The 25,205-nt window shown below is 65.0% G+C and carries 24 protein-coding genes; 18 read left to right on the plus strand and 6 right to left on the minus strand.

Translation table 11 applies throughout. The annotated features are described in order from the left end of the window. Nucleotides 1-210: 210 nt before the first annotated feature. Together E3T29_RS08615 and E3T29_RS08620 are read left to right on the plus strand one after the other, a co-directional pair. Nucleotides 211-891: a hypothetical protein gene (locus E3T29_RS08615; protein WP_134345083.1), complete on the plus strand. Its 681-nt coding sequence runs from the start codon at nt 211-213 to the stop codon at nt 889-891. Nucleotides 892-975: 84 nt separating this feature from the next. Beyond that, nucleotides 976-1,485 carry a signal peptidase I gene (locus E3T29_RS08620; RefSeq protein WP_134345084.1) on the plus strand — a complete coding sequence of 170 codons (510 nt, stop codon included), beginning with the start codon at nt 976-978 and terminating at the stop codon, nt 1,483-1,485. On the opposite strand, the gene E3T29_RS08625 is transcribed toward E3T29_RS08620, so the two are convergent. After that, a complete protein-coding gene (locus E3T29_RS08625) occupies nt 1,482-2,903 on the minus strand; it encodes a deoxyribodipyrimidine photo-lyase (protein ID WP_134345085.1) in 1,422 nt (473 codons plus the stop codon). The two genes, E3T29_RS08620 and E3T29_RS08625, sit on opposite strands and share 4 nt — an antisense overlap. A gap of 304 nt (nt 2,904-3,207) precedes the next feature. On the opposite strand from E3T29_RS08625, the gene E3T29_RS08630 reads away from it, so the two are divergent. The 5 genes from E3T29_RS08630 to E3T29_RS08650 all read left to right on the plus strand — a co-directional run bounded on the left by E3T29_RS08630 (nt 3,208) and on the right by E3T29_RS08650 (nt 7,201). After that, a complete protein-coding gene (locus E3T29_RS08630) occupies nt 3,208-3,783 on the plus strand; it encodes an alternate-type signal peptide domain-containing protein (protein WP_134345086.1) in 576 nt (191 codons plus the stop codon). Nucleotides 3,784-3,896: 113 nt separating this feature from the next. Further along, nucleotides 3,897-4,505 carry a hypothetical protein gene (locus E3T29_RS08635; RefSeq protein WP_134345087.1) on the plus strand — a complete coding sequence of 203 codons (609 nt, stop codon included), beginning with the start codon at nt 3,897-3,899 and terminating at the stop codon, nt 4,503-4,505. A 3-nt stretch (nt 4,506-4,508) separates the two neighbouring features. Then, on the plus strand, nt 4,509-5,810 hold the full coding sequence (locus tag E3T29_RS08640; protein ID WP_134345088.1) for an RICIN domain-containing protein: 1,302 nt from the start codon (nt 4,509-4,511) through the stop codon (nt 5,808-5,810). Further along, nucleotides 5,810-6,388: a signal peptidase I gene (locus tag E3T29_RS08645; protein ID WP_134345089.1), complete on the plus strand. Its 579-nt coding sequence runs from the start codon at nt 5,810-5,812 to the stop codon at nt 6,386-6,388. The genes E3T29_RS08640 and E3T29_RS08645 overlap by 1 nt, the downstream gene beginning before the upstream one ends. A gap of 81 nt (nt 6,389-6,469) precedes the next feature. After that, nucleotides 6,470-7,201, plus strand: coding sequence for an LPXTG cell wall anchor domain-containing protein (locus tag E3T29_RS08650; protein ID WP_166792364.1), 732 nt, complete (start codon nt 6,470-6,472; stop codon nt 7,199-7,201). A gap of 42 nt (nt 7,202-7,243) precedes the next feature. Here E3T29_RS08650 and E3T29_RS08655 read toward each other — a convergent pair whose 3' ends face one another. Together E3T29_RS08655 and E3T29_RS08660 are read right to left on the minus strand one after the other, a co-directional pair. Beyond that, complete coding sequence (locus E3T29_RS08655; RefSeq protein WP_233197470.1) at nt 7,244-8,221, minus strand: NADP-dependent oxidoreductase; 978 nt, start codon at nt 8,219-8,221, stop codon at nt 7,244-7,246. Between the two features lie 75 nt (nt 8,222-8,296). Then, nucleotides 8,297-8,953, minus strand: coding sequence for a YqaJ viral recombinase family protein (locus E3T29_RS08660; protein WP_369831310.1), 657 nt, complete (start codon nt 8,951-8,953; stop codon nt 8,297-8,299). 178 nt (nt 8,954-9,131) lie between these two features. Here E3T29_RS08660 and E3T29_RS08665 point away from each other — a divergent pair, with 178 nt between their 5' ends. From E3T29_RS08665 to E3T29_RS08675, 3 genes are all read left to right on the plus strand, one after another. After that, nucleotides 9,132-10,244, plus strand: a complete 1,113-nt coding sequence (locus tag E3T29_RS08665; RefSeq protein WP_134345091.1) for a hypothetical protein — start codon at nt 9,132-9,134, stop codon at nt 10,242-10,244. A 68-nt stretch (nt 10,245-10,312) separates the two neighbouring features. Then, nucleotides 10,313-11,059, plus strand: a complete 747-nt coding sequence (locus E3T29_RS08670; RefSeq protein ID WP_134345092.1) for a response regulator transcription factor — start codon at nt 10,313-10,315, stop codon at nt 11,057-11,059. Beyond that, entirely contained in the window at nt 11,059-12,591 is a 1,533-nt protein-coding gene (locus tag E3T29_RS08675; protein ID WP_241987717.1) for a HAMP domain-containing sensor histidine kinase, read from the plus strand. The genes E3T29_RS08670 and E3T29_RS08675 overlap by 1 nt, the downstream gene beginning before the upstream one ends. 181 nt (nt 12,592-12,772) lie before the next feature. Here the strand turns inward: E3T29_RS08675 and E3T29_RS08680 are convergent, their stop codons facing one another. Together E3T29_RS08680 and E3T29_RS08685 are read right to left on the minus strand one after the other, a co-directional pair. Then, nucleotides 12,773-13,234, minus strand: a complete 462-nt coding sequence (locus E3T29_RS08680; RefSeq protein ID WP_104088964.1) for a MarR family winged helix-turn-helix transcriptional regulator — start codon at nt 13,232-13,234, stop codon at nt 12,773-12,775. Continuing rightward, nucleotides 13,227-14,963, minus strand: coding sequence for an MDR family MFS transporter (locus E3T29_RS08685; RefSeq protein WP_241987718.1), 1,737 nt, complete (start codon nt 14,961-14,963; stop codon nt 13,227-13,229). Before E3T29_RS08685 ends, E3T29_RS08680 begins: the two co-directional genes overlap by 8 nt. A 330-nt stretch (nt 14,964-15,293) precedes the next feature. Here E3T29_RS08685 and rplJ point away from each other — a divergent pair, with 330 nt between their 5' ends. The 5 genes from rplJ to E3T29_RS08710 all read left to right on the plus strand — a co-directional run bounded on the left by rplJ (nt 15,294) and on the right by E3T29_RS08710 (nt 20,110). After that, nucleotides 15,294-15,809 (plus strand): 50S ribosomal protein L10, encoded by a 516-nt coding sequence (rplJ, locus tag E3T29_RS08690; protein WP_092340410.1) that lies wholly within the window; start codon nt 15,294-15,296, stop codon nt 15,807-15,809. Nucleotides 15,810-15,861: 52 nt separating this feature from the next. Continuing rightward, nucleotides 15,862-16,245, plus strand: a complete 384-nt coding sequence (rplL, locus tag E3T29_RS08695) for a 50S ribosomal protein L7/L12 (protein ID WP_092340409.1) — start codon at nt 15,862-15,864, stop codon at nt 16,243-16,245. A gap of 276 nt (nt 16,246-16,521) precedes the next feature. Further along, complete coding sequence (locus tag E3T29_RS08700; protein ID WP_134345093.1) at nt 16,522-17,829, plus strand: ABC transporter substrate-binding protein; 1,308 nt, start codon at nt 16,522-16,524, stop codon at nt 17,827-17,829. Between the two features lie 29 nt (nt 17,830-17,858). Next, on the plus strand, nt 17,859-19,232 hold the full coding sequence (locus tag E3T29_RS08705) for an ABC transporter permease subunit (RefSeq protein ID WP_166792365.1): 1,374 nt from the start codon (nt 17,859-17,861) through the stop codon (nt 19,230-19,232). Nucleotides 19,233-19,249: 17 nt separating this feature from the next. After that, entirely contained in the window at nt 19,250-20,110 is an 861-nt protein-coding gene (locus E3T29_RS08710; protein WP_304997023.1) for a carbohydrate ABC transporter permease, read from the plus strand. Between the two features lie 33 nt (nt 20,111-20,143). On the opposite strand, the gene E3T29_RS08715 is transcribed toward E3T29_RS08710, so the two are convergent. Further along, nucleotides 20,144-21,226 (minus strand): LacI family DNA-binding transcriptional regulator, encoded by a 1,083-nt coding sequence (locus E3T29_RS08715; RefSeq protein ID WP_092340407.1) that lies wholly within the window; start codon nt 21,224-21,226, stop codon nt 20,144-20,146. 324 nt (nt 21,227-21,550) lie between these two features. Here E3T29_RS08715 and E3T29_RS08720 point away from each other — a divergent pair, with 324 nt between their 5' ends. The 3 genes from E3T29_RS08720 to E3T29_RS08730 all read left to right on the plus strand — a co-directional run bounded on the left by E3T29_RS08720 (nt 21,551) and on the right by E3T29_RS08730 (nt 25,127). Continuing rightward, nucleotides 21,551-22,870: an ABC transporter substrate-binding protein gene (locus E3T29_RS08720; protein ID WP_134345094.1), complete on the plus strand. Its 1,320-nt coding sequence runs from the start codon at nt 21,551-21,553 to the stop codon at nt 22,868-22,870. Nucleotides 22,871-23,022: 152 nt separating this feature from the next. Continuing rightward, the gene (locus E3T29_RS08725) at nt 23,023-24,156 is read left to right on the plus strand and encodes a carbohydrate ABC transporter permease (protein WP_134345095.1); all 1,134 of its coding nucleotides are present in this window, start codon (nt 23,023-23,025) and stop codon (nt 24,154-24,156) included. Then, the gene (locus E3T29_RS08730; protein WP_134345096.1) at nt 24,153-25,127 is read left to right on the plus strand and encodes a carbohydrate ABC transporter permease; all 975 of its coding nucleotides are present in this window, start codon (nt 24,153-24,155) and stop codon (nt 25,125-25,127) included. The genes E3T29_RS08725 and E3T29_RS08730 overlap by 4 nt, the downstream gene beginning before the upstream one ends. Nucleotides 25,128-25,205: the final 78 nt, after the last annotated feature.

Here is a 25,205-nt window from a genome sequence, read left to right on the forward strand (position 1 = left end):
TCTGGCCCCGGCATCATCACAGGGGCGGCAACTGTTTGCCCGTTTCTTCGTTATTCGTGGTCTGCCGCCGTTCCATCCCCCAGATTGGGGGCACAGCAGTGCCCAATGGGGGGCATACGTGAGCGGATGTCATCTCTACTGTTTTGAATATAGATAATGAAAGAATTTCATTATCTCACTTCGGAACTGACAATTTGAGATGAGACTGACGTGAAACTTATGTTAAACCGCAAGAAAATGATCATCGGGGCCGGAGGCGTTGCGGTCGCATTGACGATGGCCCTCGCTGCCTTGGGGCCGACCGGCGCGTACTTCAGCGACACGGCACAGGGCGCAGTGAGCGGAACGATCGGCTCGATCAAGATCGCTGGCGCTGACGGAACCGGCACCGATTCTCTCAACCTGGCCTTCTCGAACCTGCTGCCGGGAACGACCCAGACCGTCTCGTCCCGCTACGTCAACACGGGTCTGAACGCTCAGGACGTCTGGGTTGTGTTCAACAATAAGGACGCCCTGCACGCTTTGAACGACCTCGGCACCTACGGCGAGTTCCATGTGGCTGCCAACGGCACGGCTCTTTTCGACTCCGCGAATCTCAGCGATGATCAGGACGACACTGCGCACCTGAGCTGCGGGACCCTCGCGCCGACCGGATGCTGGCCCGTTCCGAAGATGATCAAGCTGGCATCGAACCTGGCGCCGACAGCTGTCGGGTCGGTTTCGTTCAGCTTCGGTTATGCGGCAAAGATGTCCGGCCAGTCGGAGCTTGGCGGCGGAGTCTGGAACTCCTACCCGGTGAAGACTGTTCAGGCCCCGAACCCGGTCATCGTTGGTAACGGTCTCCCCTACCAAATTGTGGCCACACAGGTCGGCCAGACGCCGGGCCTGTAGAGCTCGATGAGATGGCTCGGACGTCGCTGCTGGTGAGCGACGTCCGAGCCATTCCCCAATTTTTTCCGAGCTGAGAGGCGCACCGTGAAGAGATTCAAAGGCATGGTCATTCTGCTACTCATTCTGGCGTCCGTGCTCACCCCGATCGCCATCATGGCGACGGGTGTCCTGCCCTACGGGGCTTACGTCGTGCGTACCGGGTCGATGTTCCCCGCTATCCCGCCGGCGAGCGTCGTGATCGTTGAGACTGACCAATACGAGGTCGGGCAAGTCATCACTTTTCGGCGTGCCGGCGATCGCACCACCCACCGCCTCATGGCCGTCAACGACGATGCAACGCTAACGACCAAGGGTGACGCGAACGACACGAGCGATCCGTTCACGGTGCCACGCGCGGATGTTATTGGCGGCGTGACCGCCTTCGTGCCCAACCTTGGCTATCTCGTTGTGTACTTGCAAAACCCGCTCGCCGTAGGCTCCCTCATCATGTGCGTACTGAGCATCTGGTACGCCGGGTCGTCCGCAGCCGGGCCCGGTGCGAAGTCGACGAAAGAGTCAGCGGGAAAGACCCGAATCTCCGTTCGCGCTGCCTAGCCTGCCGATTGGGCCTTGACCCTTTCGTAGGCGGCCAGGGCGGCGCGACGCGTCTCGCCGAGGTCGACGAGCGGCGCCGGATAGGCATCCGTGCCGTATTCGGGAACGTTTTGCCGAATGTATTGCTGGTGCGGGTCGAACTTGGCTGCCTGCAGGTCGGGATTGAAAATACGAAAATACGGTGCCGCATCCGCTCCGGAACCGGCCACCCATTGCCAGCCGAACGGGTTGCTCGCCGCGTCGGCGTCCACCAGGGTGTCCCAAAACCAGCGCTCGCCCTCACGCCAATCGACCAACATATTCTTGATCAGGAATGATGCCGTCACCATGCGTACCCGATTGTGCATGCTTCCGGTGCGCCACAGTTCACGCATGCCGGCGTCGACCAGGGCAAAGCCAGTGCGACCCTGCTGCCAGGCCGCCAGGGCATCCCGATCGAGTGGCGGCCACGGAAAAGCGTCGAAGGCGGGGCGCAGGTTCGCGGTCGCGATATCTGGCGCATGATAAAGAACGTGGTACGCGAACTCCCGCCAGCCGACCTCGGTCAGAAAACGGGTCGCGCTGGCCGACTCGCTACCACTGAGCCCGCGCTGGGCATTGTTTGTCGCCGCCCACACCTGATGCGGGCTGATCTCGCCCCAGCGCAGGTGCGGAGACAGGCGCGATGTCGCGTTCTGGGCCGGTTCGTCGCGTTCGGTGGCGTAGAGGGCGAGTGACTCGGCCAGAAAGGTGTTGAGCAGGGCGTGAGCGGATGCTTCGCCCGGCGTCCACGCGGCGCGCAGCCCGCCCGCCCAATCGGGGCTCGACGGTTCGAGTCCCCAGTCGTCGAGGTCGTCGGAGACGAGGGCTGCCGTGGTGGGGTCGCCCGCCCAGCCGGGAATAGCGGAGGGTGCGGGATAGGGCACGCGGGGCGGCGCACCCGCGGTGCAGGCCCGCCAGAACGGGGTGAAGACGGAGTAGGAGCCGCCCTGCCCGGTCTGAATCGTCCAGGGTTCGAACAGAAGCGAAGCTGCGAAACTATGGGCGTCGATTCCGCGCTCACGCAGATCGCTCTTGATCGCGGTGTCGATCGTGCGTTCGGCGAGGCCGTAGCGGCGGTTCCAGAACACGGCGGAGGCATCCGTCTCGTGCACCAGACGGGCGATGATCGGGCCGGCCGCACCGCGGCGCAGAATCAACCGGCCACCGAGGGCGGCGATGGAGCCGGCGAGGGATCGCAGACTCTGGTGCAGCCACCAACGGGCCGCGCCGCCGAGCGGGCGGACTCCGTCGGATTGCTCATCGAGCAGGTAGAGGGCCACAATCGGCTGCCCCTGCTTGATCGCCGCGTGCAGGGCTGGATGGTCGGCAACCCGCAGATCGTCGCGAAACCACACTATGACGGGCCCGACGTGGTCGGCTATCTGATCTGAAGTCATGCGGTCTCCTCGTGAAACTCCAGTCTGGACCATGCGACGGGCCAGACCAATTCGGAGGTAGAAGGGTCTGTCCCGTCTGATCGACAACGAATTCGTCTCCCCGCCCGTATGTCGCTTTTTCGTTGCTTTTCTCCTGATTGATCACGAAATACTCTGATTTGTCTGTTGATTTCAACTAATTCAGTACCGAATGGACTTTTATCCTAAACCCCATTCTGGGGGTTACCGACGGACAGACAAATCTGTCTGTCCCGCATAGTGTGTATCACTCGCCCCTGAGTCGATCTTCCGAAAGGTCTCCACTATGAACAAGCTTCTCGTTAGCGCTATCGCCGGTGCCGCCGGACTGACCCTGCTGCTCGGCGGCGCGGGAACGTTCGCGCTCTGGAATTCGAGTACATCGATTGCCGGCGGAACGATCACCGCCGGAACTCTGCTGATTGCGGACAGCGCGCCGACGAACGGCGTCTGGAAGAGCGGCTCCACCGTAATCACGATGAGCAGCTACCGCATCGTACCGGGTGACACCATCACCTACACGAAGTCGGTGGACATCACGGCGACCGGCGACAACCTGGTCGCAACCGCCGTTGTTGACCCGGCCTCAATCGTGCCGACGAATGCCGCGACCCCCGCTGATATAAAGCTCGCGAGCTACATCACCAAGACAGCAGCCTTGGCAATCACCGGATCTGGCATTACGGGTACCAGCCCTTCTCTCACGATCACGCCGACCGCGACCGGTGGTGCGACCCGCACCGCGACGGTGACTGTCAGCGTGACGTTCCCCAAGAACGGTACCCCCGGGTTTGAGAACGACGCCAAGCTCGGCTCGGTCAACCTCGGCGCCCTCGCCGTGACCCTGACTCAGACCACCTAGTCTTCACCACCTCCTGCACCGTCCCTGGCGTGCCCATCACCCGACGATGGGCACCCCGGGTGGTGCGATTCTCCCTCCAGCTCCTCCGTTCGACCAGAAAGCGCGGTGATCACATGAAAACAACCCGTGGCCGCCACACCGCTTCGCCTGCCGAGCGTCGTCGCCACCGTGCTGCGCCGACCCTGCGGCTACGCGCGCGGGCCCTGGTCTTGGCCGCAGCATCCACTCTTCTGGCAGTCGTGCTGGCCACGACCGCTGCCGGCGGCACCTACGCCCTCCTGAACTCGAGTGCCGCCACCTCCTCGGCCACGATAGCGTCGGGAACGGCCACGATGACGGTCTCGGCCCTCGCCCTTCCCGCCGTGCCCCTGTACCCGGGACTGGTTATTGCCGCCCCGGTCACCGTCACGAACACCGGTGACGTGCCACTGGCCGTGACCCGCTCCTCGCTCCTCGCGCCGGCTGTTACTTCGACCCTGTCCGATTCGCTCACCATCGGTCTCGCCGTCGTCGACAGCTCGGCTGCGTGCACGAGCGCGGTCATCCCCAGCACCAGCGGAACATTTGCCAGTGCGCCGTCGACGGCGGTGGGCCTGACGCTCGCTAAGGCCCAGTCCCGAACAGTCTGCGTGCTGATCGCGCTGCCCGCGGGCGCCCCGAGTGTGAGCCAGTCGTCGTCTGCTGCCAACTTTTCCGTCGTTCTCATCGGAGTGCAGGCCTAAACCATGACCCGTTCACGCCGCCAGGCTGTCGCTCGACCTCGCCGGCAGCGCCACACCGCCGCCCTGCTCGGCACCGTGCTCTTTCTCGTGCTCGCGGCCTCCGGCGCCGCCCATGCCGCCTGGACCACCGCGGCATCCCCAGCCACCGGATCCGTGACCTCGGGCAGTATCAGCATCGCACAATCGGGCTTCGATCAGCTCAACTTCGACTACTCGGCGAGCAGTCTGGTGACAACGAAACCCGTCACCGTGAGTAACGGCGCGGTGCCGTCGACGTACGCACTCACACTCGCCGGCACGTCGGCGACGGCGGGCCTCGCCGGAGCGATCACCGTGACGACCTGGCCGGTCGCCTCCACCGCCCACTGCACCTCGTCGACGACCTTGCCCGGAAGCGAGACGGTGCGAACCTGGACGAGCGGAACCACACTGACTGGTTCGGTCGCCGCAGATTCGTCCGTTGTGTACTGCGTGCGCACCTCGATCTCATCACCCATTCCGGCTGCCTACGGCGGTGGCCACGTTGCCGCCCGGCTCGACCTGACCGCCGCGGTCGGCACCAACTGGAAGGCCGCCCCCGTCACGGTTGCCGTGGCCCAGACCGTGCCCGACACGACTGCTCCGACCGCACCGACCGGCCTGACGTCGTCATCGACAACGGATGCCGCCACCACACTCGCGTGGACGGCGGCGACCGACAACGTCGGCATCGCCTCGTACCGCGTCTATCGCGACACCGTACTGGTCCGTTCTGTCGTCGCCGGCACGACCTTTACTGACACCGGCCTCAATGTCGGCACGACCTACAGCTACACCGTCGACGCGCTCGACGCGGCAGGCAACTCTTCGGCCATGTCGTCGGCCGTCACTGCGACCACCAGCCAGTCACCGTCGTCGACCAGCTGGTACCGAGTCAAGAGTGGGGGCCTGTGCGTCACGGGTTCCACCAACGCGAACGGACCCGTGACAGTGCAGGTATGCAACGAGTCGCTGACCACACAGCTGTGGCGTTATGACTTAGTCAATCCGAGCAACTACCTCATCACCTCGCAGGCAGCGGCCGGGCTGGCCTGGCAGCGCACCACCACGGCAGCTGTGGTGATGGCGACACGCAACGTGAGTGACTCCAGCCAGCAGTGGGGCGGCACACTGTCGGGAAACGGTTTGTACCAGTTCGTCATGCAAGTGAACAGGAACAAAACGGAATGCATCACGGTGCCGAGTTACACAGCCGGAACCGCGCTGCAGACGCAAAGCTGCAGCGCCGGCAGCGCCCAGCAGTTCACATTGACGGCGGCGAACTGATGGGGCACGGTTCGAAGGGGGCCAGGCCGGCTGGACTGCTGCACGCCCTGGGCCTGGCCATCAGCGGTGCGTTGCTCCTGCTGGTGCTCATGCTGTTCGCTCTGCTGGTCATCGTGCCCAAGATCACGGGCGCGACCCCCCTGACGGTGCTGACCAGCTCGATGGAGCCACACCTGCCGCCCGGCACCCTGATCGTGGTCGGCCCGGTCAACACCGACGACCTCGTAATCGGGGATATCGCCACCTATCAGATTCACTCGGGCGAGCCGGCAGTGATCACCCACCGCATCACCGCGATCAGCTCCTCCACGGACGGTGCCCGGAGTTTTCAGTTTCAGGGAGACAACAACAGTCTTCCCGATCCCGACCTCGTGCTCTCCGCCCAGATTCAGGGGCGACTGTGGTATTCCGTTCCGCTGATCGGCTATGCCAATAATTTCGTCAACGGGGCGAGCCGAGCGCTGATCATTCCGGCAGTGGCCGTGGCCCTGCTCGGATACTCGGCTGTGATGCTCGTCGCTGGAGTCCGTGCCGGCCGCCGTCGTCCTCGCGGCGCCCATAGCCACCCGGTGGTCTGATCGATGCAGCCGCGTTATACCCAGCCCCCTATTTGCGAATTCCGCGCACGTGCCCTTCGTCGCGGGCGCCTGCTCGGTGCCGTGGCCTCGGCGCTGTTGCTGGCGCTCCCGATACTTGCCGGTGCGGCCGGGCCGGCATCGGCTGCGGCGCCCAAATCTCTGTCCAGTGCTGCCCAGGCCAGCAACGCCCGGCTCGGCGACGTGCAGGTCAGCTTGGACGGTGTGCACTTCGCGAGCAGTCTGCCGACCGATTTGTTCGACGCGTATGGGACGTTGATTCCGAATGGGTCGATGCGGGCGTCCCTGTGGATCCACAACCCGAGCGACCAGCCCGCGGTCGTGCGGGTGAGTCTGCGTAGTGCGGAGGGGGCATCCGCTGGGCTGAATCAGTACCTCACCCTGGGCGTCACGACCCCTGCCGACCCCACCGCGCCCACCGTGACGTTCGCGGGCGACGCGGATTGTGCGGTGCTTGCGCCGGTTCAGCCGCTCGCCGCCGGCGCGACGCTGAGAGCCGAGGTCAGGATCGACATGAGGAACGTGACCGGGCTGACCGGGCAGAACGAGACGGCGAATCTGGGCCTCGTGGTGTCCCTGCGCGACGCGGTCGCTGGGCCGTTTTCGTCGTCGGCCTGCGCCGACACGGGTGTGTTCGTCGCAGTTCTGGGGGCTTCGTCAGCGGCGGCGCGGCCGGCCGCCCTATCCCGCACCGGGGTTGACCTGCCCGTTCCCGCCATCGTCGGGGGCGTTCTTCTGCTGGGACTGGGCGTGCTGTTGACGTTCCGCCGTCGCCGCGAACGGAACGAGAACTAGATCCCACCGGCACTGCCGGCGGGCAGCGGATGCCGATGCCCGCTACGAGACGCGCAGCACGATCTTGCCGCGAGTGTGACCCTCTTCGATCGCTCGGTGTGCCGCAGCACCGTCGGCGAGTTCGAACACGGCGTCGACGTGCACGCGCACGGTACCCGCGTCGAGGAGCTTCGAAATCTCGTCGAGGGCTCGGGCGTCGGGGGATACCTTGAAACCGGTCGCGCGGCGGCCGGCGGCAGCGGCATCCGCTGCCATGGAGGGCCAGCTGCCGGTCGGCGCGTTCACGAGCAGGCCGCCTGGGCGCAGCGCGGCGAGGGAACGGGTGCCGGTGTCATCGTGCACATTGCCGATGAGGTCGATGACCGAGTCGAGGTCGTGGGCCTCGTCTTCGAAGCGCGTGGTCGTGTAGTCGATGACCTCGTCGGCACCAAGCTCGCGCAGAAAGTCGAGGTTGCGGGTGGATCCGGTGGCGATGACGTGGGCGCCCAGAACGCGGGCGAACTGTACCGCGAAGTGACCGACGCCGCCGCTGGCGGCGTGCACGAGCATCCGCTGCCCGGGGGCCGCCCCGGCGAGCTTGACCATTCCCCACGCGGTGAGGGCGGCGACCGGCACTGCGGCAGCCTCGGCATGGCTGAGCCTGGCCGGCTTGTGCGCGACGCTCATGCTCGACACCGAGACGTACTCGGCGAAGCTGCCGCCGGTGCGCGGCACGCGGCCCATGCCGTAGACAGCATCCCCGGGCTGCAGCGGAGAGGCCTCGAACGCCGCGCGCACAACCATGCCGCTGAAATCGTTGCCGAGAATGGCCGGGTAGCTTTCGATCGCGGCGGCGACGCCCTTGCCGGAGCGCGTCTTGGCGTCGATCGGGTTCAGCCCGGCGGCGACGACCTTCACGAGAACCTCGTCGGAAATCTGGCGTGGTAGTGGCCTCTCGGCCAGGTGCAAGACGTCGGGGTCGCCGGTCTGGTCGATGACGAGGGCGCGCATGGTCAGCGGAAGTTCGAAGTCAGGAGCCATGCCCCTCATTCTGCTGCATCCCGCCTCGGTGCATTGCGGACGGGGCCTGGGCCCCGTCCACGAAGCGAGAGCAGGCTAGCGGCGGGCCTGCTGGTCGAGATTGTCGATCAGGGCATTGGCCAGGCCCACCAGAATCGCGATCTGGTCTTCGTCACGTTCGATCCAGCGACATTCGGGCACCGCGGCGACCGGCACGAAATCGAGGTGCTCTTCCCAGACCAGCAGCGTGCGATCGGCGCCGAGCACGTACTGCTGCCACCACACCTGCCGCAGGTAGCTGCGCGGAACGCTGCGCCACGGCTTGCTCGTGGTCTTGATCTCGGCCAGGTGCAAATCTGCACCGATCACGCCCACCCCGTCGGGCGTGGCCAGATGCCGCGGATGCCCGAGCGACCGAAACAAGTTCGTGCTCGGTTCGATGCCGTAGTTCTCCAGCACCCACGCGGCAATGACCGGTTCCCGGGCCCGTCCATGGTCGGTGTAGCTGTTGCCGGAGAAGCTCGTGCCGTGCATTTTGTCGTGCGCCGCGTTCAGGATCGACTTGGGGGTCGACAGTTTGGCGACATCCGTTGCGGTGATGCCCTGGTTGCGGGCCCGCAGCCACGCGACGCGGTCGTTCGAGTCGGCGACGATGCGCAGCGTGTGCGGTGCGGGCGGCGGTACCAGAGCGGATGCCGCGGGGTGCGCCGAAGGCTGGTCCAGATCGAAGAGGGACAGCGTGGAATTCGGCACTCCTCTATTGTGTGCCCGCGCGCCCGGTCGGCGCGCCACCGCCACGGGGAGCCGCGGGATTGGAGGCCGCCACTCGCCTGCCGGGCCGAGGTCGCGCATCCGCTCGCTGTGAGAATCGTTATCGCGAAGAGACCTGGCTTCGCTAGCCTGAAGGAACGTCAACCAATCGGGGGAACGCATGATGCAGTACCCAGCTCGATTCGCGCTCGCCGGGGCCGCCACGCTGGCCCTGCTGCTCAGCGGATGCGCCGGCCTACCCGGCTACCCGGCCGCCACCGACACGCCGGTGGCACAGTTCGTCGCCGGTGTCGACTGCCAGGCGCCCAACCTCAACAACTGGATCCCTGTTCAGGACGGCGTCCCGGCCCAAACAGATCTGACCGCAACCCACCCGGACGCCCCGGCGCCTGGCATGGTCCCCGACGGCTTCGAACCCGTCGTCGCCTCCCTCTGTACCTTCTCCGGCAGCATCGACGACGACGAGGGCCGCTGGTCGGCCGTGACGATCGAGACCCGCAAGGGCGACTTCAGCGCCCTGCTCGCTGCGCTCGCCCAGCCCAACGACCAAGCCGGGCTCAACCAGGCCTGCACCGCCGACATGGAGATCGTGCCCGAACTCTGGCTCGAAAACGCCGCAGGCGAAGCCATGCGGGCAGCCTGGCCGCGCACCTCCTGCGGTAAAACCAAGCCGGCCACGAGCAAAGCGCTCGAGAAGCTTGAGCTGACCGACACAGTGAAACTGCCGCTCGTGCTGCAGATCGCCCGCCCCGCTCTCGACGCCGGCTGCGCCATGAGCACCGGAACCCCCGAACAGTCGCTGCTGTTCGGCACGACCGGCCTGCAGACCTACACCACCCAGATCGGGCAGGACCCTGAACCGATTCCGGTGCCGCCCGCCGAAATCCCCTCCTACGCCGGCGTCGACGGCGCGAGCGTCTGTATCTACACGGTTGACCCGGTCACCGAACCCGACCTCAGCGAACTCGAATCCATCGAGGGTTTCGACGACGACATGCTCGGCTCGATGCTGACCCTCAGGTCGGGCACCTTCACCAGCGCGACCACCCTTGAAGCGGATGCCGCAGCGCTGCTGCCCTCCGCAGCATCCGCTCTGCAAGCGCCCGCGTGCGCGATTGAGCCCACCCGGTTCGCGGTGCTTTGGCCCGAGCGGGCTGGCACCGGGCTCGACACCCCGATCCAGGTCGAACTGAACGGCTGCCAGCGACTCTTCGTTCCGGCCAGCAACCCGCTCGTGCCCGCGCCGGCCCTACTGGCGGCCCTGATCGGCTAAGGCCGGCCACAGGCATCCGAGGGCGCACTCATAGGGCGTTCATAGACAACTGCCGGATACTCATCAGAATGAGCACACGTGAGAGCACCCACACCGGCCATGGCCCGCGCCTGACCAAGGCCGACGGCAGCGCCATTAGGGTTCTGGTCGTTGACGACGAACCCACCCTCACCGATCTGCTCTCCATGGCCTTGCGCTACGAGGGCTGGGAGGTGCGCACCGCCGGTGAAGGCCGCCAGGCGCTCACCATCGCCCGCGAATTTCGGCCGGACGCCATCGTGCTCGACATCATGCTGCCCGACATCGACGGCCTGCAGGTGTTGCAGCGGGTGCGCGCCGACGGCTACGAGACACCCGTGCTCTTTCTCACCGCCAAGGACTCGCTGGACGACCGCATCGCCGGGCTCACCGCGGGCGGCGACGACTACGTCACCAAGCCGTTCAGCCTCGAGGAGGTCGTCGCGCGCCTCCGCGGCCTCATTCGCCGCTCCACCCTCGCCGTGGCCGACTCGATCGACCCGCGCATCACCGTGGGAGACCTCACCCTCGACGAAGACAGCTACGAGGTCTTCCGCGACGGAACGGCCATCGAACTGACCGCCACCGAGTTCGAACTGCTGCGCTTTCTCATGCGCAACCCGCGCCGCGTGCTCAGCAAAGCGCAGATCCTCGACCGGGTCTGGAGCTACGACTTCGGCGGCAAGTCGAGCGTCGTCGAGATCTACATCTCCTACCTGCGCAAGAAGATCGACGCTGGCCGGGAGCCTATGATTCACACGGTGCGCGGCGCCGGCTACATGCTGAAAACTGCCTGATGGCGCATCTCAAGAAGCGCGAACGGATGCCGCGCCGCCGCGGCCAACCCCGCTCGCCGTGGACCCTGCAGCGTCGCCTCGTGCTCACCGTGGTCGGGCTTCTCGCCCTCGTCAGCATCACGATCGGCGTGGTGAGCGTGGTCATCCTGCGCGCCTCGCTGCTCGATCGCCTGGACGTGCAGCTCGCATCCGCCGCCGACCGCTCCGGCGTCGTGCTCGGCGGCGGCGGAGACAACGACGGGGACCGCCTCGGCGATACCCCCGGCAGCACCTATTTCGGCACCCCCACCGCCAACAGCATTCTCAGCGGCCCGGCCCAACCACCCGGGCTGCTCGCCCTGGTCTATGACGGATCGAGCATCACCACCGGCTACACCGACGACCAGAGCGGCGCCATCGAAGAACTCTCCGCGCAGCAGGTGCAGCAGCTCGCCGACCACGTCAACCAGTCGGCCGCCGTCACGGTAAACCTCGGTGGCGAACTCGGCGAATACCGAGTGCAAGCCGAAACGTCTGGCAGCGGCACCCTGTATCTGGTCGGATTGCCGCTGTCGGGCGTCGAGGCCACGGCGGCTCAGCTGGCCCTGATCATCACGTTCGTCTCACTCGCCGGGCTCATTGTGGTGGCCATTATCGCGGCCTGGGTAGTTCGCCTCGCCCTGCGCCCGCTGCAACGCGTGACCGCGACCGCCACCCGGGTCGCGCAACTTCCCCTCGACCAGGGCGAAGTCTCCCTCGACGATCGGGTTCCGACCGGGGATGCCGACCCGCGCACCGAGGTAGGCCGGGTCGGTGCGGCGCTCAACCGCATGCTCGACCACGTTGACCTCGCTCTCGAAGCGCGACAGCAAAGCGAGCGCAAGGTGCGCCAGTTCGTCGCCGACGCGAGCCACGAGCTGCGCACGCCGCTCGCGTCCATCCGGGGCTACTCCGAACTCACTCGTCGCAGCGGCCAGCAGCTGCCGCCCGACGCCATCCACGCGCTTGGCCGCATTGAAAGCGAGTCGGTGCGCATGACCGGGCTGGTGGAAGACCTGCTGCTGCTCGCCCGTCTCGACGAGGGCCGCGAACTCGAAATGGAACCGGTCGACCTCACCATGCTGCTCGTCGACGCCGTGAGTGACGCCCACGCGGCCGGCGGTGATCATATTTGGGACCTCGACCTGCCCGAGGAACCGATCGAGGCGATCGGCGACGAACCGCGTCTGCGCCAGGTCATCACCAACCTGCTCGCCAACGCGCGACTGCACACGGATGCCGGCACCACGGTGGTCGTCGCCCTCGCCGCTGTCGGCGACCGGGCCGTCATCACCGTCACCGACAACGGTCCGGGCGTCCCGGAAGACCTCACCAGCACCCTGTTCGAACGGTTCGCCCGCGGCGACAGCTCACGCTTTCGCGGAACCGGCAGCACCGGCCTGGGGCTGGCGATCGTGGCCGCGGTCGTCGCCGCGCACCACGGCGCTGTGTCGGTCGAGAGCGTCCCCGGCCGCACCCAGTTTCGGGTCGAACTGCCCCTCGCCACGGACTAGACGTATCGGCCAGGGCGGCGCCGGATCGACCTCGCGCCCCCTCATCCATCGAGCCGTGATTTCTGTTCGCCGAGCTGTGAGTCTCGACTCGTTCCAGGGTGAAAACGGGGGTGAAACTCACGGCTCGACGATGACTCGGGGACGAAGCTCACGGCTCGGCGCCGGGTCAGAAGCGGTAGACCTAGTCGGGCTCGTTCAGCCGTTCCAAGAGGGTCGCGAACTGGTCGAGTTCGGCGGGAGTCCACCGGCTGAGTCGCCGATGCACCAGGGCCGTGCGGTTGCGGCGCACCTCGGCCAGTTTCTCCGTGGCGAGCGGCGTCAGGGCCAGAAATCGTGCCCGCCCATCGAGCGGATCAACCCGGGTCTCCACGAGCCCAAGCGAGCAGAGCAACTTGGCCTGGCGGCTGATCATGCTGCGGTCCACCGCGAGCACATCCGCGACAACGCTGGCATGGGATTCGCCCCGCCGCGCAAGTACGCGCAGAAGCGCGAGTCCGAACGGTTCGAGGGTCGGATCGATCACGGCCGCGGTCGACCGTGTGCTGGCTCGAATATTGGCGGCCAGCATGGCCATCTGCGCCTCGACGCGGGCGAGCTCGAGGGTGTCGCCATCCACGCTGGGTCGTTCGACCAGCTCATTCATCACGAGGTCCGCGGGTTGCGGGTGTTTGGGCCAGCCCGGCCGGCGGCAGGCCAGCGGATGCCGCACTCACCTCCACGAGAATCTCCTGCACGTCGTCCCCCTCCCGGTGAAAGGCCAAGTCTGCCGCAACGGTAGCCGGCACGGCTGCCGGCACCAGGGCCGTATCGCGGGCCCGGTCGATTCCGGTCTCCGTGCCGAGCGGATGATTCGGCAGCAGCGACACCGTGAGCAGGGTCACAAGGGCCAGCGGCGCGCTGATCAGAAAGATCGTGCCGACACCGGAACCGTAGGCGGCTTCGACGATGATGCGCAGCGCGTCGGGCAGTTGGTTGACCTGCGGAATGACGCCGTCACCGAGCAGGCGGCCGGCATCCGCTTGATTGGTCGGGCTGAGCCCGCCCACGCCGGTGGTGATTTGGGCCGCGACAACACTGCCCAGGATGGACCCCATCACCGAGACCCCGACCGCGCCGCCGAGGCTGCGGAAGAAGGTCACCGAGCTCGTGGCGACGCCGAGGTGCCGCACCTCAACGGTGTTCTGCACGACCAGAACGAGGTTCTGCATGACCATGCCCACGCCGGCGCCGAGGATGAACATGTAGACGCCGACGAAGACGAGGCTCGTGTGCACATCGAGGGTACCGAGCAGTGTGGTGCCGACGAGCATGAGCACGGAGCCGGAGACCATGATGGACTTCCACGTGCCGCGCCGGCTGATTACTGTTCCGAACAGGGTCGACGAGATGAGCAGGCCGCCCATCATCGGGATGGTCAGCAGGCCCGACTGGGTGGGCGTGGCGCCGCGGGCGAGCTGCATGTACTGGCTGAGAAAGACCGAGGTGCCAAACAGGGAGACACCCACCGCGAGGCTCGCAATCGCCCCGAGGCCGAAGGTGCGGTTGCGAAACAGGCTGAGCGGAATGATCGGTTCGGCGGCGCGAAATTCCACGATGATCGCCAGAGCCAGCAAAACGACGGCACCTATCACCATGGCCCACGAGGTCAGTGACAGCCACTCGAACTGGGTGCCGGCCAGGGTTACCCAGATCAGTAGCAGCGAGACGCCGCTCGTGATCAGCGCGGCCCCGAGGTAGTCGATGCGCACGACCCGCTTCACCCGTGCCGGCAGGTGCAGGGTGCGCTGCAGCAGCACGATGGCCACGATTGCCACCGGAAGGGCGATGAAGAAATTCCAGCGCCAGCCGAAGGCATCCGTCACGACACCGCCGAGCAGCGGGCCGCCGATCGTGCCGAGGGCCATGACCGCGCCGAACAGGCCGGCGTAGCGGCCGCGCTCACGCGGGCTGATGATGTCGGCCATGATGATCTGGCTGAGGGCGACCAGGCCGCCGGCGCCGAGGCCCTGCAGCACCCGGAAAGCGATGAGCGTTCCCGCGTCCTGCGAGAACCCGGCGAGCGCGCTGCCGATCACGAACACGGCGAGGGCGAGCTGAATGAGCAGTTTGCGGTTGAACAGGTCGGCGAATTTGCCCCAGATCGGCGTACTCACCGTGGTCGCCAGCAGTGTGGCCGTGACCACCCAGGTGTAGGCCGATTGCGAGCCCTTGAGGTCGCTGAGAATGAGTGGCAGCGACGTGCTCACCACGGTGTTGGCCAGGATCGACACGAACATGCCCAGCAGTAGTCCCGACAGCGCTTCGAGTACCTGGCGGTGGCTCATTGAACCCTCGGTGACCGGTTCGGAAACGGTGCGGCTGGCGCGGCCCATGCGACTCCCTAAGTGATTGACAGCTATCAACGATAGGTGAGTAGTTGACGGATGTCAACCATTTCGATCAGCGGATGTTGCTCCGCCGCCGATTTGCACGCGCCCGAATCGTGCCGTACAGTAAATCTCAGCCACAGACCGCCGGTTGCTGCGCTATGTCGAAAGACACAAGTGCAGACGAAGGTTCATTCACGTGAACGGCCCGCGCAGGTGTTCGAAGTTTTGTTACAGTCTTTTGGATTGTTCCCCAAGCTCCGGCGCCCTGCGCTGGAGCTTTTTTCATGTCTGCGCCCCGGGCTACCCGGCACATGATTATTAATGAGGAGCACCATGGCGAACAAGGAAGCAACGGTCGCCGAGCTTACGGAGAAATTCGAAAGCTCGACCGCCGTTCTGCTCACCGAGTACCGCGGTCTCACTGTTGCGCAGCTCAAGAGCCTGCGTAAGTCCATCAGTGAGGACGCCACGTACGCCGTGGTAAAGAACACGCTCACCAAGATTGCGGCCAACAAGGCCGGCATCACCTCGTTCGACGAGGAACTTGTCGGTCCGTCCGCTATCGCCTTCGTGCACGGAGACCCCGTCGCCGTCGCGAAGACCCTGCGTGCCTTTACCAAGGCAAACCCTCTCCTGGTGGTAAAGGGCGGTTACTTTGACGGTAACCCGCTCACCGCAGCGGAGGTTGGCAAGCTTGCCGACCTCGAGTCCCGCGAGGTGCTGCTGGCCAAGCTGGCCGGCGCCTTCAAGGCATCGCTGTTCGGAGCCGCTTATCTCTTCCAGGCACCGCTGTCGAAGGCTGTTCGCACCATCGACGCGCTGCGTGAGAAGCAGGAGTCCGCGAACTAGGCACCTGCCTGATTCACGGTTCACGATTTTTTAGAAACTATAGGAGTACATCATGGCAAAGCTTTCCACTGAAGACCTGCTTGAGCAGTTCAAGGGCCTGACCCTCATCGAGCTCTCCGAGTTCGTCAAGGCGTTCGAGGAGACCTTCGAGGTCACCGCAGCCGCTCCCGTCGCCGCTGCCGGAGCCGCTGGCCCCGCCGCTGCTGCTGAAGAGGTCGAAGAGCAGACCGCGTTCGACGTCATCCTTGACGCCGTCGGCGACAAGAAGATCCAGGTCATCAAGGTTGTGCGCGAGCTCACCAGCCTGGGCCTCGGCGAGGCCAAGGCCGTTGTCGATGGCGCGCCGAAGGCCGTCCTCGAGGGCGTTGCCAAGGACGCTGCCGAGAAGGCCAAGGCTTCCCTCGAAGAGGCCGGCGCAACCGTTACCCTCAAGTAATCTCTCCCCGCAAGGGGATCTGATTGAGGCGTAGCCGATGCGGTTTTCAAACTCATCCTGCGCAAGGGGCGTCGTTTCCGTAAGGAGACGGCGCCCCTACTGTCGTGCCCGCACCTGTACAACCCCAGCACTGCGGCCTTCGCAAAGCTGAAGCTTTGTCGTGAATTTGGTGTGAACGAAGAGCGACTCTAGGTTTGAAAGAGGAAGTGCTGACCCAGACCACTTAACCGGCCGATTTTTCGGGAGCGCGACCCCTGACTCGACGAAGAGGCTCTCTTGCGCTCCACCACACACCACAGACTGTTCACCCCGCTGGCCGGCGCCGGAATCCTGGCTCTGACCCTCGCCGGGTGCTCGTCAGGCACAACGGATGCCGCCGGTTCCGGCGAATTCACCGGCGACACCCTCGAGGTCTCCGCTGCCTGGTCCGGCGCCGAGCAGGCCAACTTCGAGGCCGTCCTGGCCGCCTTCGAGGAGCAGTCCGGTGCCACGGTGAACTACACCAGCTTCGGCGACAATGCCGCGACCACGCTCGGCACCCAGATCGAGGGTGGCAGCCCGCCCAACGTCGCGATGCTCGCGCAGCCCGCCCTGATGGACCAGCTCGCCGCCGATGGCAACCTGCAGCCGCTGTCCGAGGCGGCCAGTGCCGCCGTCGCCGAGAACTACTCCCAGAGCTGGGTCGACCTCGGCACGAGCGACGGCACCCAGTACGGCGTCTGGTTCAAGGCCTCGAACAAATCGACCATGTGGTACAACGCCGATCTCTATGACTCCGCCGGAGCGGCCGCTCCCGCAGACTGGGACGACTTTCTGGTGCAACTGCAGCTCGTGGCCGACTCCGGCTATGCCGGAATCTCCATCGGAGCGGATGTCGGCTGGCCGTTGACCGACTGGTTCGAGAACGTCTACCTGCAGACCGCCGGCGGCGAGATGTACGACCAGCTCACCAACCACGAAATTCCCTGGACCGACCCCTCCGTCACAGTGGCGCTGGACGCCCTCGCGACCCTGTGGGGCAACGACGCACTCGTGCAGTCCGGAGCCGCGCAGCGCACCTTCCCGGAGTCGGTCACCGAGGTCTTCGGTGCCGCCCCGCAGGCCGCCACCATCTACGAGGGTGACTTCGTGGCCGGCAACATCACCGATGACGGCAACTCGGTCGTCGGCGAGAACGCCCTGTTCTTCGACTTCCCCTCCGTGAACGGCTCGGCACCCGCCGTCGTCGGCGGCGGCGACGTGGCCGTCTCCTTCACCGATGACGCCGCCACCGACGCTCTCATGCAGTTCCTCGCCTCGCCCGAAGCGGCCGAGGTTTGGGTGCCAGAGGGCGGCCTCACATCGCCGAACAACAACGTCGACACCGCGCTCTATCCCGACGAGACCAGCCGTCAGATCGCCGAAGCCCTCACCGGTGCTGAAACGTTCCGCTTCGACATGTCCGACCTCACCCCGAGTGCATTCGGCGGCACTCCCGGCCAGGGCTTCTGGCAGATCATGATCCAATTCCTGCAGGACCCGAGCGACGTCGCCGGTACCCAGCAGGCCCTCGAGGACGCCGCCGCCGCGGCCTACGTTGACTAACCCCAATAAGTCGAATCACCACCGTCACCGTGACCAGCACCATGAGTTCCAAGGCCGTACCCGCACGCCGTAACGCACCATCCGGGAGTCGCCGTCCCCGGATGGGTGCGAGCCGCCGACGCATGTTCCTGATCGCCCTCGGTTTTCTCGCGCCGGCGCTCGTGCTGCTGGCCGGGCTGGTGCTCTACCCCATTCTGTACACGGTGGTGCGCTCGTTCTTCAGCGCCGACGGCGGGGCGTTCGTGGGCTGGGACAACTACGTCACCATGTTCACGAACGACTCAACCTTCACGGCGATTCGCAACAACGTCATCTGGGTACTCGTGGCCCCGGTCGCCTGCACCGTGCTCGGCCTGTTGTTCGCGGTGCTGCTCGAAAAAATCAAGTGGTCAACGGCGTTCAAGCTCATCATCTTCATGCCCATGGCCATCTCGATGCTCGCCGCGGGCGTCATCTTTCGCGGCATGTTCCAGGAGAGCCCGAACCTCGGGGTTGTGAACGCGGCCGTTGTGGCTGTGAACAGCGCGTTCGGCGGCGGTGACGCGGCCTACCCGGGAGCGAATCCGCGCACCGACGTCGGTCTGATCAACGACGGCGGTGTCATCGCGAGCGAAGCCGCCGTTGCGGCCGGTACCGAGGCGAACTTCCCCCTCGTCGGCGTGCGCGCCGACAACGTTCCGGCCAGTGCCGCGCAGGCCGAGAGCGCCGATACCGCGTCTGCCGACCAGATCACCGGCACGGTCTGGCTCGACGTGGTCATCGGCGGCGGTGGTACGAACGGGCAGATAGACGACGGCAAGACGGGGCTCCCCGGCATCCGTGTCGACGCGGTCGACGCCTCCGGCACGATCGCCGCCACGACCGAAACGGATGCCGCCGGCCGCTACGTTCTCTCCGGCCTCGGCACCGAGACCTACCGCATCGCCCTGCCGGCGTCGAACTTCGACGAGGGCTACCAAGGGGTGTCGTGGCTGAGCTCGGGCCTGATCACCGCCGTGATCATCCTCTCCTATATCTGGATCTGGGCCGGCTTCGCCATGGTCATGATCGCCTCCGGTCTGAGCGCGATCGACCGCTCCCTGCAGGAAGCCGCCCGGATGGACGGCGCCAACGAGTGGAAGGTGTTCTCCCGCATCACGGCACCCCTGTTGTCTCCGGTGCTGATCGTCGTGTTCGTCACCCTCATCATCAACGTGCTCAAGATCTTCGACCTGGTCTACGTGATTCCGCCCGGCGCCTCGAAACCCGCGGCGAACGTGATCGCGGTGGAGATGTGGACCGTGTCGTTTGGTGGCGGCAGCAATCAAGGCCTCGGCAGCGCTCTGGCCATTCTGCTGCTGATCCTCGTGCTGCCCTCGATGATCATCAACGTGCGCAAGTTCCGTCAGGAGAGAAAATCGTGAGCGGTGCCGCAACGCACGTGCGCGGCAAGAAAACCCTCGCCCGCACCATCCTCGGCTTCGTCGACAAGGGCGTGGTCAACGCTGTTCTCGTGATCGTCGCGATTTTCTGGCTGGTGCCGACCCTCGGCCTGTTCCTGTCGAGCCTGCGCACGGTCGGCGACAGCGCGTCGAGCGGCTGGTGGACAATATTCACCACCCCGGCGCAGCTGACCATTGAGAACTACGCGAACCTGCTCGCCAACCCGACCATCACCGGGTCGTTCTGGAACACCATTTTGATCGCCGTTCCCACGACGGTCTTCGTGGTCATCTTCGGTGCCCTGGCCGGCTACGCTTTCGCCTGGCTCACGTTTCCGGGCCGGGACTGGCTGCTCATCGTGGTGATCGTGCTGCTCGCCGTGCCCCTGCAGGTCGCGCTGATTCCGTTGGCCCGCATGTTCGGAACCCTGGGAATTTTCGGTTCTATCTTTGGCGTGATCCTGTTCCACGTGGCCTTCGGGCTGCCGTTCGCCATTTTTCTGTTGCGCAACTTCTTCACCCAGATTCCGGCCGAACTGCTCGAAGCCGCTCGCATCGACGGTGCGAGTGACTGGCGAATCTTCGTGCAGGTCATTCTGCCGCTCGGCGGCCCGGCTATCGCCTCGCTGGCCATCTTCCAGTTTCTCTGGACCTGGAACGACATGCTCGTAGCCCTCATTTTCACTGACTCCGGATCGCAACCCCTGACCGTGGCGATTCAGAGTCAATTGCGCCAGTTCGGATCGAACATCGACGTGCTGTCGGCCGGAGCCTTTCTATCGATGATCGTGCCGCTCTTCGTGTTCTTCGCGTTCCAGCGCTTCTTCGTGCAGGCCCTTCTGGCCGGCTCGCAAAAGTAATACTCCACCGCCGGGCGGATGCCGCCGCCCGGCCTAGGACCCGTGCGTCACCCTGGCCCGCGGCGCGCTCGTGCTGGACCGAATGACCAGGTTGGTCGCCAGAACGATGGAGTCGCTCGTACCGTCGGTGTCAGTCTGGTCGGGGGCTGTGCTCTCTCGGCGGGTATGGAGTTTCGTGCCGTCCTTGGTGGCGAGTTCGGCGAGCAGGGTGCGCACGGCGAGTCCACCCTGGGCGCGCGGATGCTGCGCGAGGGTGGTCAGGCGGAACATCTCGGCATACGGGTGGCCGTCGATCCCGATGACGCTGAGCTCGGTCGGTACGCGGATGCCCAGCTCGCGGGCCGCCAGAATGAGTCCGAAGGCAATCTCGTCACTCGCCGCGAAAATCGCGGTGGGGCGACGGCGCGGATCGCCGAGAATGGCCAGACCGCGCTCGTAGCCCCCCGGCATGGTGAACTCGGCCGAGTAGAAGCATCCGCTCACCGATAGCCCGGCGGCCATCATCGCCGCCTGGAATCCGCGCAGGCGATTGCTGTGCACGTGAAAGTCCATCTCATCGACCTGGCTGCCGCCCACGTGCACGATGTCACGGTGGCCCAGGCTGAGCAGGTGTTCGGTGGCCAGACGGGCAGCCGCAACGTCGTCGATCTCGATCGTGGTGGTGCCGCGGATCGGCCCGCCGATGCCGACCAGCGGCCGGCCGAGCCGGTGCAGGTGCTCAACCTCGCGCTCGCTGAGGGCGACGCCGACCGAGATGATGCCATCGAAGCGCTTGCGGGCCAGAAAGAAGTCGAATACTCGGTCGCGCTCGAGGGACTCGGGCGGCAGGTTGTACAGCGTCATGTCGTAGCCCTGGTCGAGCAGAGCCTGCTCCACGCTTTCGAGCACCTCGCCGAAGAACCACCGGCTGATGAAGGGGATGATCACGCCGACGCTTTGAGTGCGGCCGGTTACCAGGCTGGCCGCGTTGGGTGAAGCGACGTAACCAATCTCCTGCGCGGCCGCAACGACCTTGGCGCGGGTCTCGGTCGACACGTAACCCCGGCCGCTGAGCGCTCGGCTGGCCGTGGCTTTGGCCACGCCGGCGAGGCGCGCGACATCGCCGATTGCACTCATGGGGCCTCCATCCTTGGGGACTATGTGTTCAGACTAGCCTGCTCTGGACCAACATGGAACCGGTTCCATGAAGCCTCTTGATTTTGTGGTCAATTCGTCATTAGAATCTCGTACCCGGTGACGGAGGCTTCGATATCTTTGCCATTCCGTTACATTTGCGGGCTTGCTATCCCCAAACGGGTAACGTACTTTATGGTCTGGAACCGGTTCCCGATCTGTGGCTACGGGAACGTTACGGGTAGCTGATCCACCGAGTTCACCACCGTTTAGCACCACACGACCCGGCACCACACGACCCGGCACCACTCAATGAGGAGAAACAAAATGCGGCCTTCCCTGCACCGTCGATTTACAGCACCGATCGCCATGGCGGCGATTGCTGGTCTAGCCCTGGCCGGTTGTTCCGGCGGTCCCGGTACTACAGCCTCCACGTCGGGAGCTAAGGGCGACGGCGTCGTCACCGTCTACGGCACGATCGCCGACAAAGAAGCCCAGCTGCTCGAAGAGTCCTGGGCCGGGTGGGAGAAAGACAACAAGATCGACATTCAGTACGAATCGTCGAAGGAATTCGAATCGCAGATCTCCATTCGCGCGCAGGGCGGTAACGCTCCCGACATTGCGATCTTCCCGCAGCCCGGGCTTATGAAGGACCTCGCCTCTCGCAACTTCCTCAAGGCGGCACCCGCTGCCGTCGCCGCCAACGTCGACAAGAACTGGTCGGCCGACTGGAAGGCCTACGGCACGTCGGACGGCACCCTGTACGGCGCGCCGCTGATGGCCAGCGTCAAGGGCTTCGTCTGGTATTCGCCGGCCAAGTTCAAGGAGTGGGGCGTTGACGTTCCCACCACCTGGGACGAACTGCTCGCCGTCACCAAGACCATCCAGGAGAAGACCGGCAAGGCGCCCTGGTGCGCGGGCTTCGGCTCCGGTGACGCCACCGGCTGGCCGGGCACCGACTGGGTCGAAGACCTCGTGCTGCGCCAGGCCGGAGCTGACACCTACGACAAGTGGGTGGCCAACAAGATTCCGTTCACCGACCCGGCCATCAAGAGCGCTTTCGACTCCCTCGGACAGATCCTGCTCAACCCGGCCTATGTGAATGCCGGTTTCGGTGACGTCAAGTCGATCAACAGCACCCCGTTCGGTGACGTCGCCACGCCGATCTCCGACGGCACCTGCGCCCTGACCCACCAGGCCTCCTTCTTCGACGGTTTCATTACGGATGCCGGCGGAACGGTCGGCCCAGACGCCGACGTGTGGGCCTTCATCACCCCGTCCGCCAAGGCCGGCGGCCAGGCGGTCACCGGTGGTGGCGAAATCGTCGGAGCCTTCTCCGACGACGCCGACACCCAGAAAGTGCTCGAATACCTCTCTAGCGCTGACTGGGCCAACAGCCGGGTCAAACTCGGTGGTGTGATCAGCGCCAACAAGGGCCTCGACCCCGCAAGTGCATCGAGCCCCATCCTGCAGCAAGCCATCAAGACCCTGCAAGACCCGAAGACCACCTTCCGCTTCGACGCCTCCGACCTGATGCCGGGTGCCGTGGGATCGGGAACCTTCTGGAAAGGCATGGTCAGCTGGATCAACGGCACGCCGACCGACGAAGTGCTCACGAGCATCGAAGCGGGCTGGCCGAGCAACTAGTGAAAGTCGTCTGTACCCAGGCATAACCACGGTGTGCCGCCCGATTCACGAAACGGGCGGCACACCGTGCGCTACCGGTGTACGTTATCGATACGTTTTCACCGCCTCTCGGGCGAACACCAGGGTCCACTGTCGTACTCGAAAGGTTTCAGATGTCCGCTTTCTTCTCCTGGTTGGCGCAGTTACCCGCACTGGCGCAAGTCCCCATCGTCATCCTGGCTTTCGGCGTCGTGGTCGGCGCCATCCTCTTCTTCGTCGAGATCGCCCCACGCTCCGGCCGCCTGTACACGATCATCCGTCTCGCCGTCTGCGTGCTCGCACCATTGCTGATCCTGCTCATCGCCAACTCATATACCTGGGCGATCATCGGCGCCGGTGTGCTCGGCCTCGGCTTCTTCTACCTCGATTACCGCTCCCGCAAGGGCGCTGGTTATCTGTTCCAGCTGGTCGGCTTTCTCGCTCCGGCCGTGCTCCTGCTCGCGATCGGCCTGGTCATCCCCACCATTCAAACCACGGTGCAGGCCTTCATGAGCGCTCGGGGAGACCGGTTCGTGGGCTTCGAGAACTTCGCCTGGATCTTCACCCAGCCCGAGAACGTACGCATCGTGCTCAACACCATCGTCTGGGTGCTCATCGTTCCGACCATCTCCACCATCGCCGGCCTGGCCTACGCGGTGTTCATCGACAAGAGTCGCGGTGAGAAATACTTCAAGATTCTGGTCTTCATGCCGATGGCTATTTCGCTGGTGGGAGCATCCATTATCTGGCGGTTCGTTTACACCGCTCGGCCAGCCGACCAGGACCAGATCGGCCTGCTCAACCAGATCGTCGTTCTGTTCGGCGGCCAGCCGGTGGACTTTCTCTCCGTCTCCCCGTTCAATACCCTGTTTTTGATCGTGATCCTCATCTGGGTGCAGACCGGATTCGCCATGGTCGTGCTCTCAGCCGCCATCAAGGGTGTGCCGACCGAGCAGATGGAGGCCGCAGAGCTCGACGGCACCAACGCCTGGCAGCAATTTGTGAACGTGACCGTTCCCGGCATCCGCAGCGCTCTGGTCGTCGTCTTGACCACGATTTCTATCGTGTCGCTCAAGGTCTTCGATATTGTGCGCACGACGACGGCCGGCTCGAACGAGACCAGCGTCGTCGCCAACGAAATGTACACCCAGTTCAAGAATTTCGAGCAGGGCCGCTCAGCCGCCTTCGCCCTGGTGCTGTTCCTGTTGGTCCTCCCGATCGTTGTGTACAACGCCCGCCAGATCAAGAAGCAGAGGGAAATCCGATGAGCTCCGTCATGCCCGTAAGACTTCCCATGGACGCCCAGACCACACGGCGACTCCGACGCGGCGTTCGCCGGATGGAGTCGCCCATCGCCCGCAACACCAAGAAACGGCTGACCAGCCGCGGAGCGACCATTGGGGCGCTCATCATCGCGGTGCTGTGGTCGATCCCCACCCTGGGCCTGCTGGTGTCGTCCTTCCGCCCGGCCCAGGAGGTGCGCACCACCGGTTGGTGGACCATTTTCACCAACACCGGGGTCACCTTCGACAACTACACCACGGCTCTGGCCGCCGGCAACAGCCAGCTGAACCTGGCCGGGGCGTTCATCAACTCGATCGCGATCACCCTGCCGGCCACGCTGATTCCGCTGATGATTGCCAGCCTCGCCGCCTACGCCTTTGCCTGGATCGACTTCCGCGGCAAGAACATCATGTTCATCGGTGTGTTCGCGTTGCAGATCGTGCCGATTCAGATGGCGCTGGTTCCGCTGCTGCAGTTCTTCTCCGGCGGCACTGTTTTTGGCTTCCCGGTCGTCGCGGCACTCAACCCCGGCAGTGGCTATTCGCAGGTATGGATCGCGCACACCATGTTCGCTCTTCCCCTGGCCATCTACCTGCTGCACAACTTCGTCTCGGAGATTCCGAGCGAGGTCATCGAGGCCGCCCGCGTGGACGGCGCCGGCCACGGGCAGATCTTCTTTCGCATCGTGCTGCCGCTGACCATGCCGGCCATCGCGTCGATCGCCATCTTCCAGTTTCTCTGGGTCTGGAACGACCTCCTGGTGGCGCTGATCTTCGCCGACGGCGCGGTCGCTCCGATGACCAAGTTGCTGGCCGAGCTCTCCGGTGCTCGCGGGCAGGACTGGCATCTGCTGACGGCCGGCGCGTTCCTGTCGATTCTGGTGCCGCTGATCGTGTTCTTCTCGCTGCAACGCTTCTTCGTGCGCGGCCTGCTCGCCGGTTCTACGAAGGGTTAGCAGGCGGATTTTCGAGAGAACGGATGCTCGTGGCCGGCCCTGCCACGAGCATCCGTTCTGCCGGGTCAGCGGCGACGT

This window comes from Cryobacterium sp. TMT1-66-1 (assembly GCF_004403435.1).
In the GTDB taxonomy this organism is placed as follows: Bacteria; Actinomycetota; Actinomycetes; order Actinomycetales; family Microbacteriaceae; genus Cryobacterium; species Cryobacterium flavum.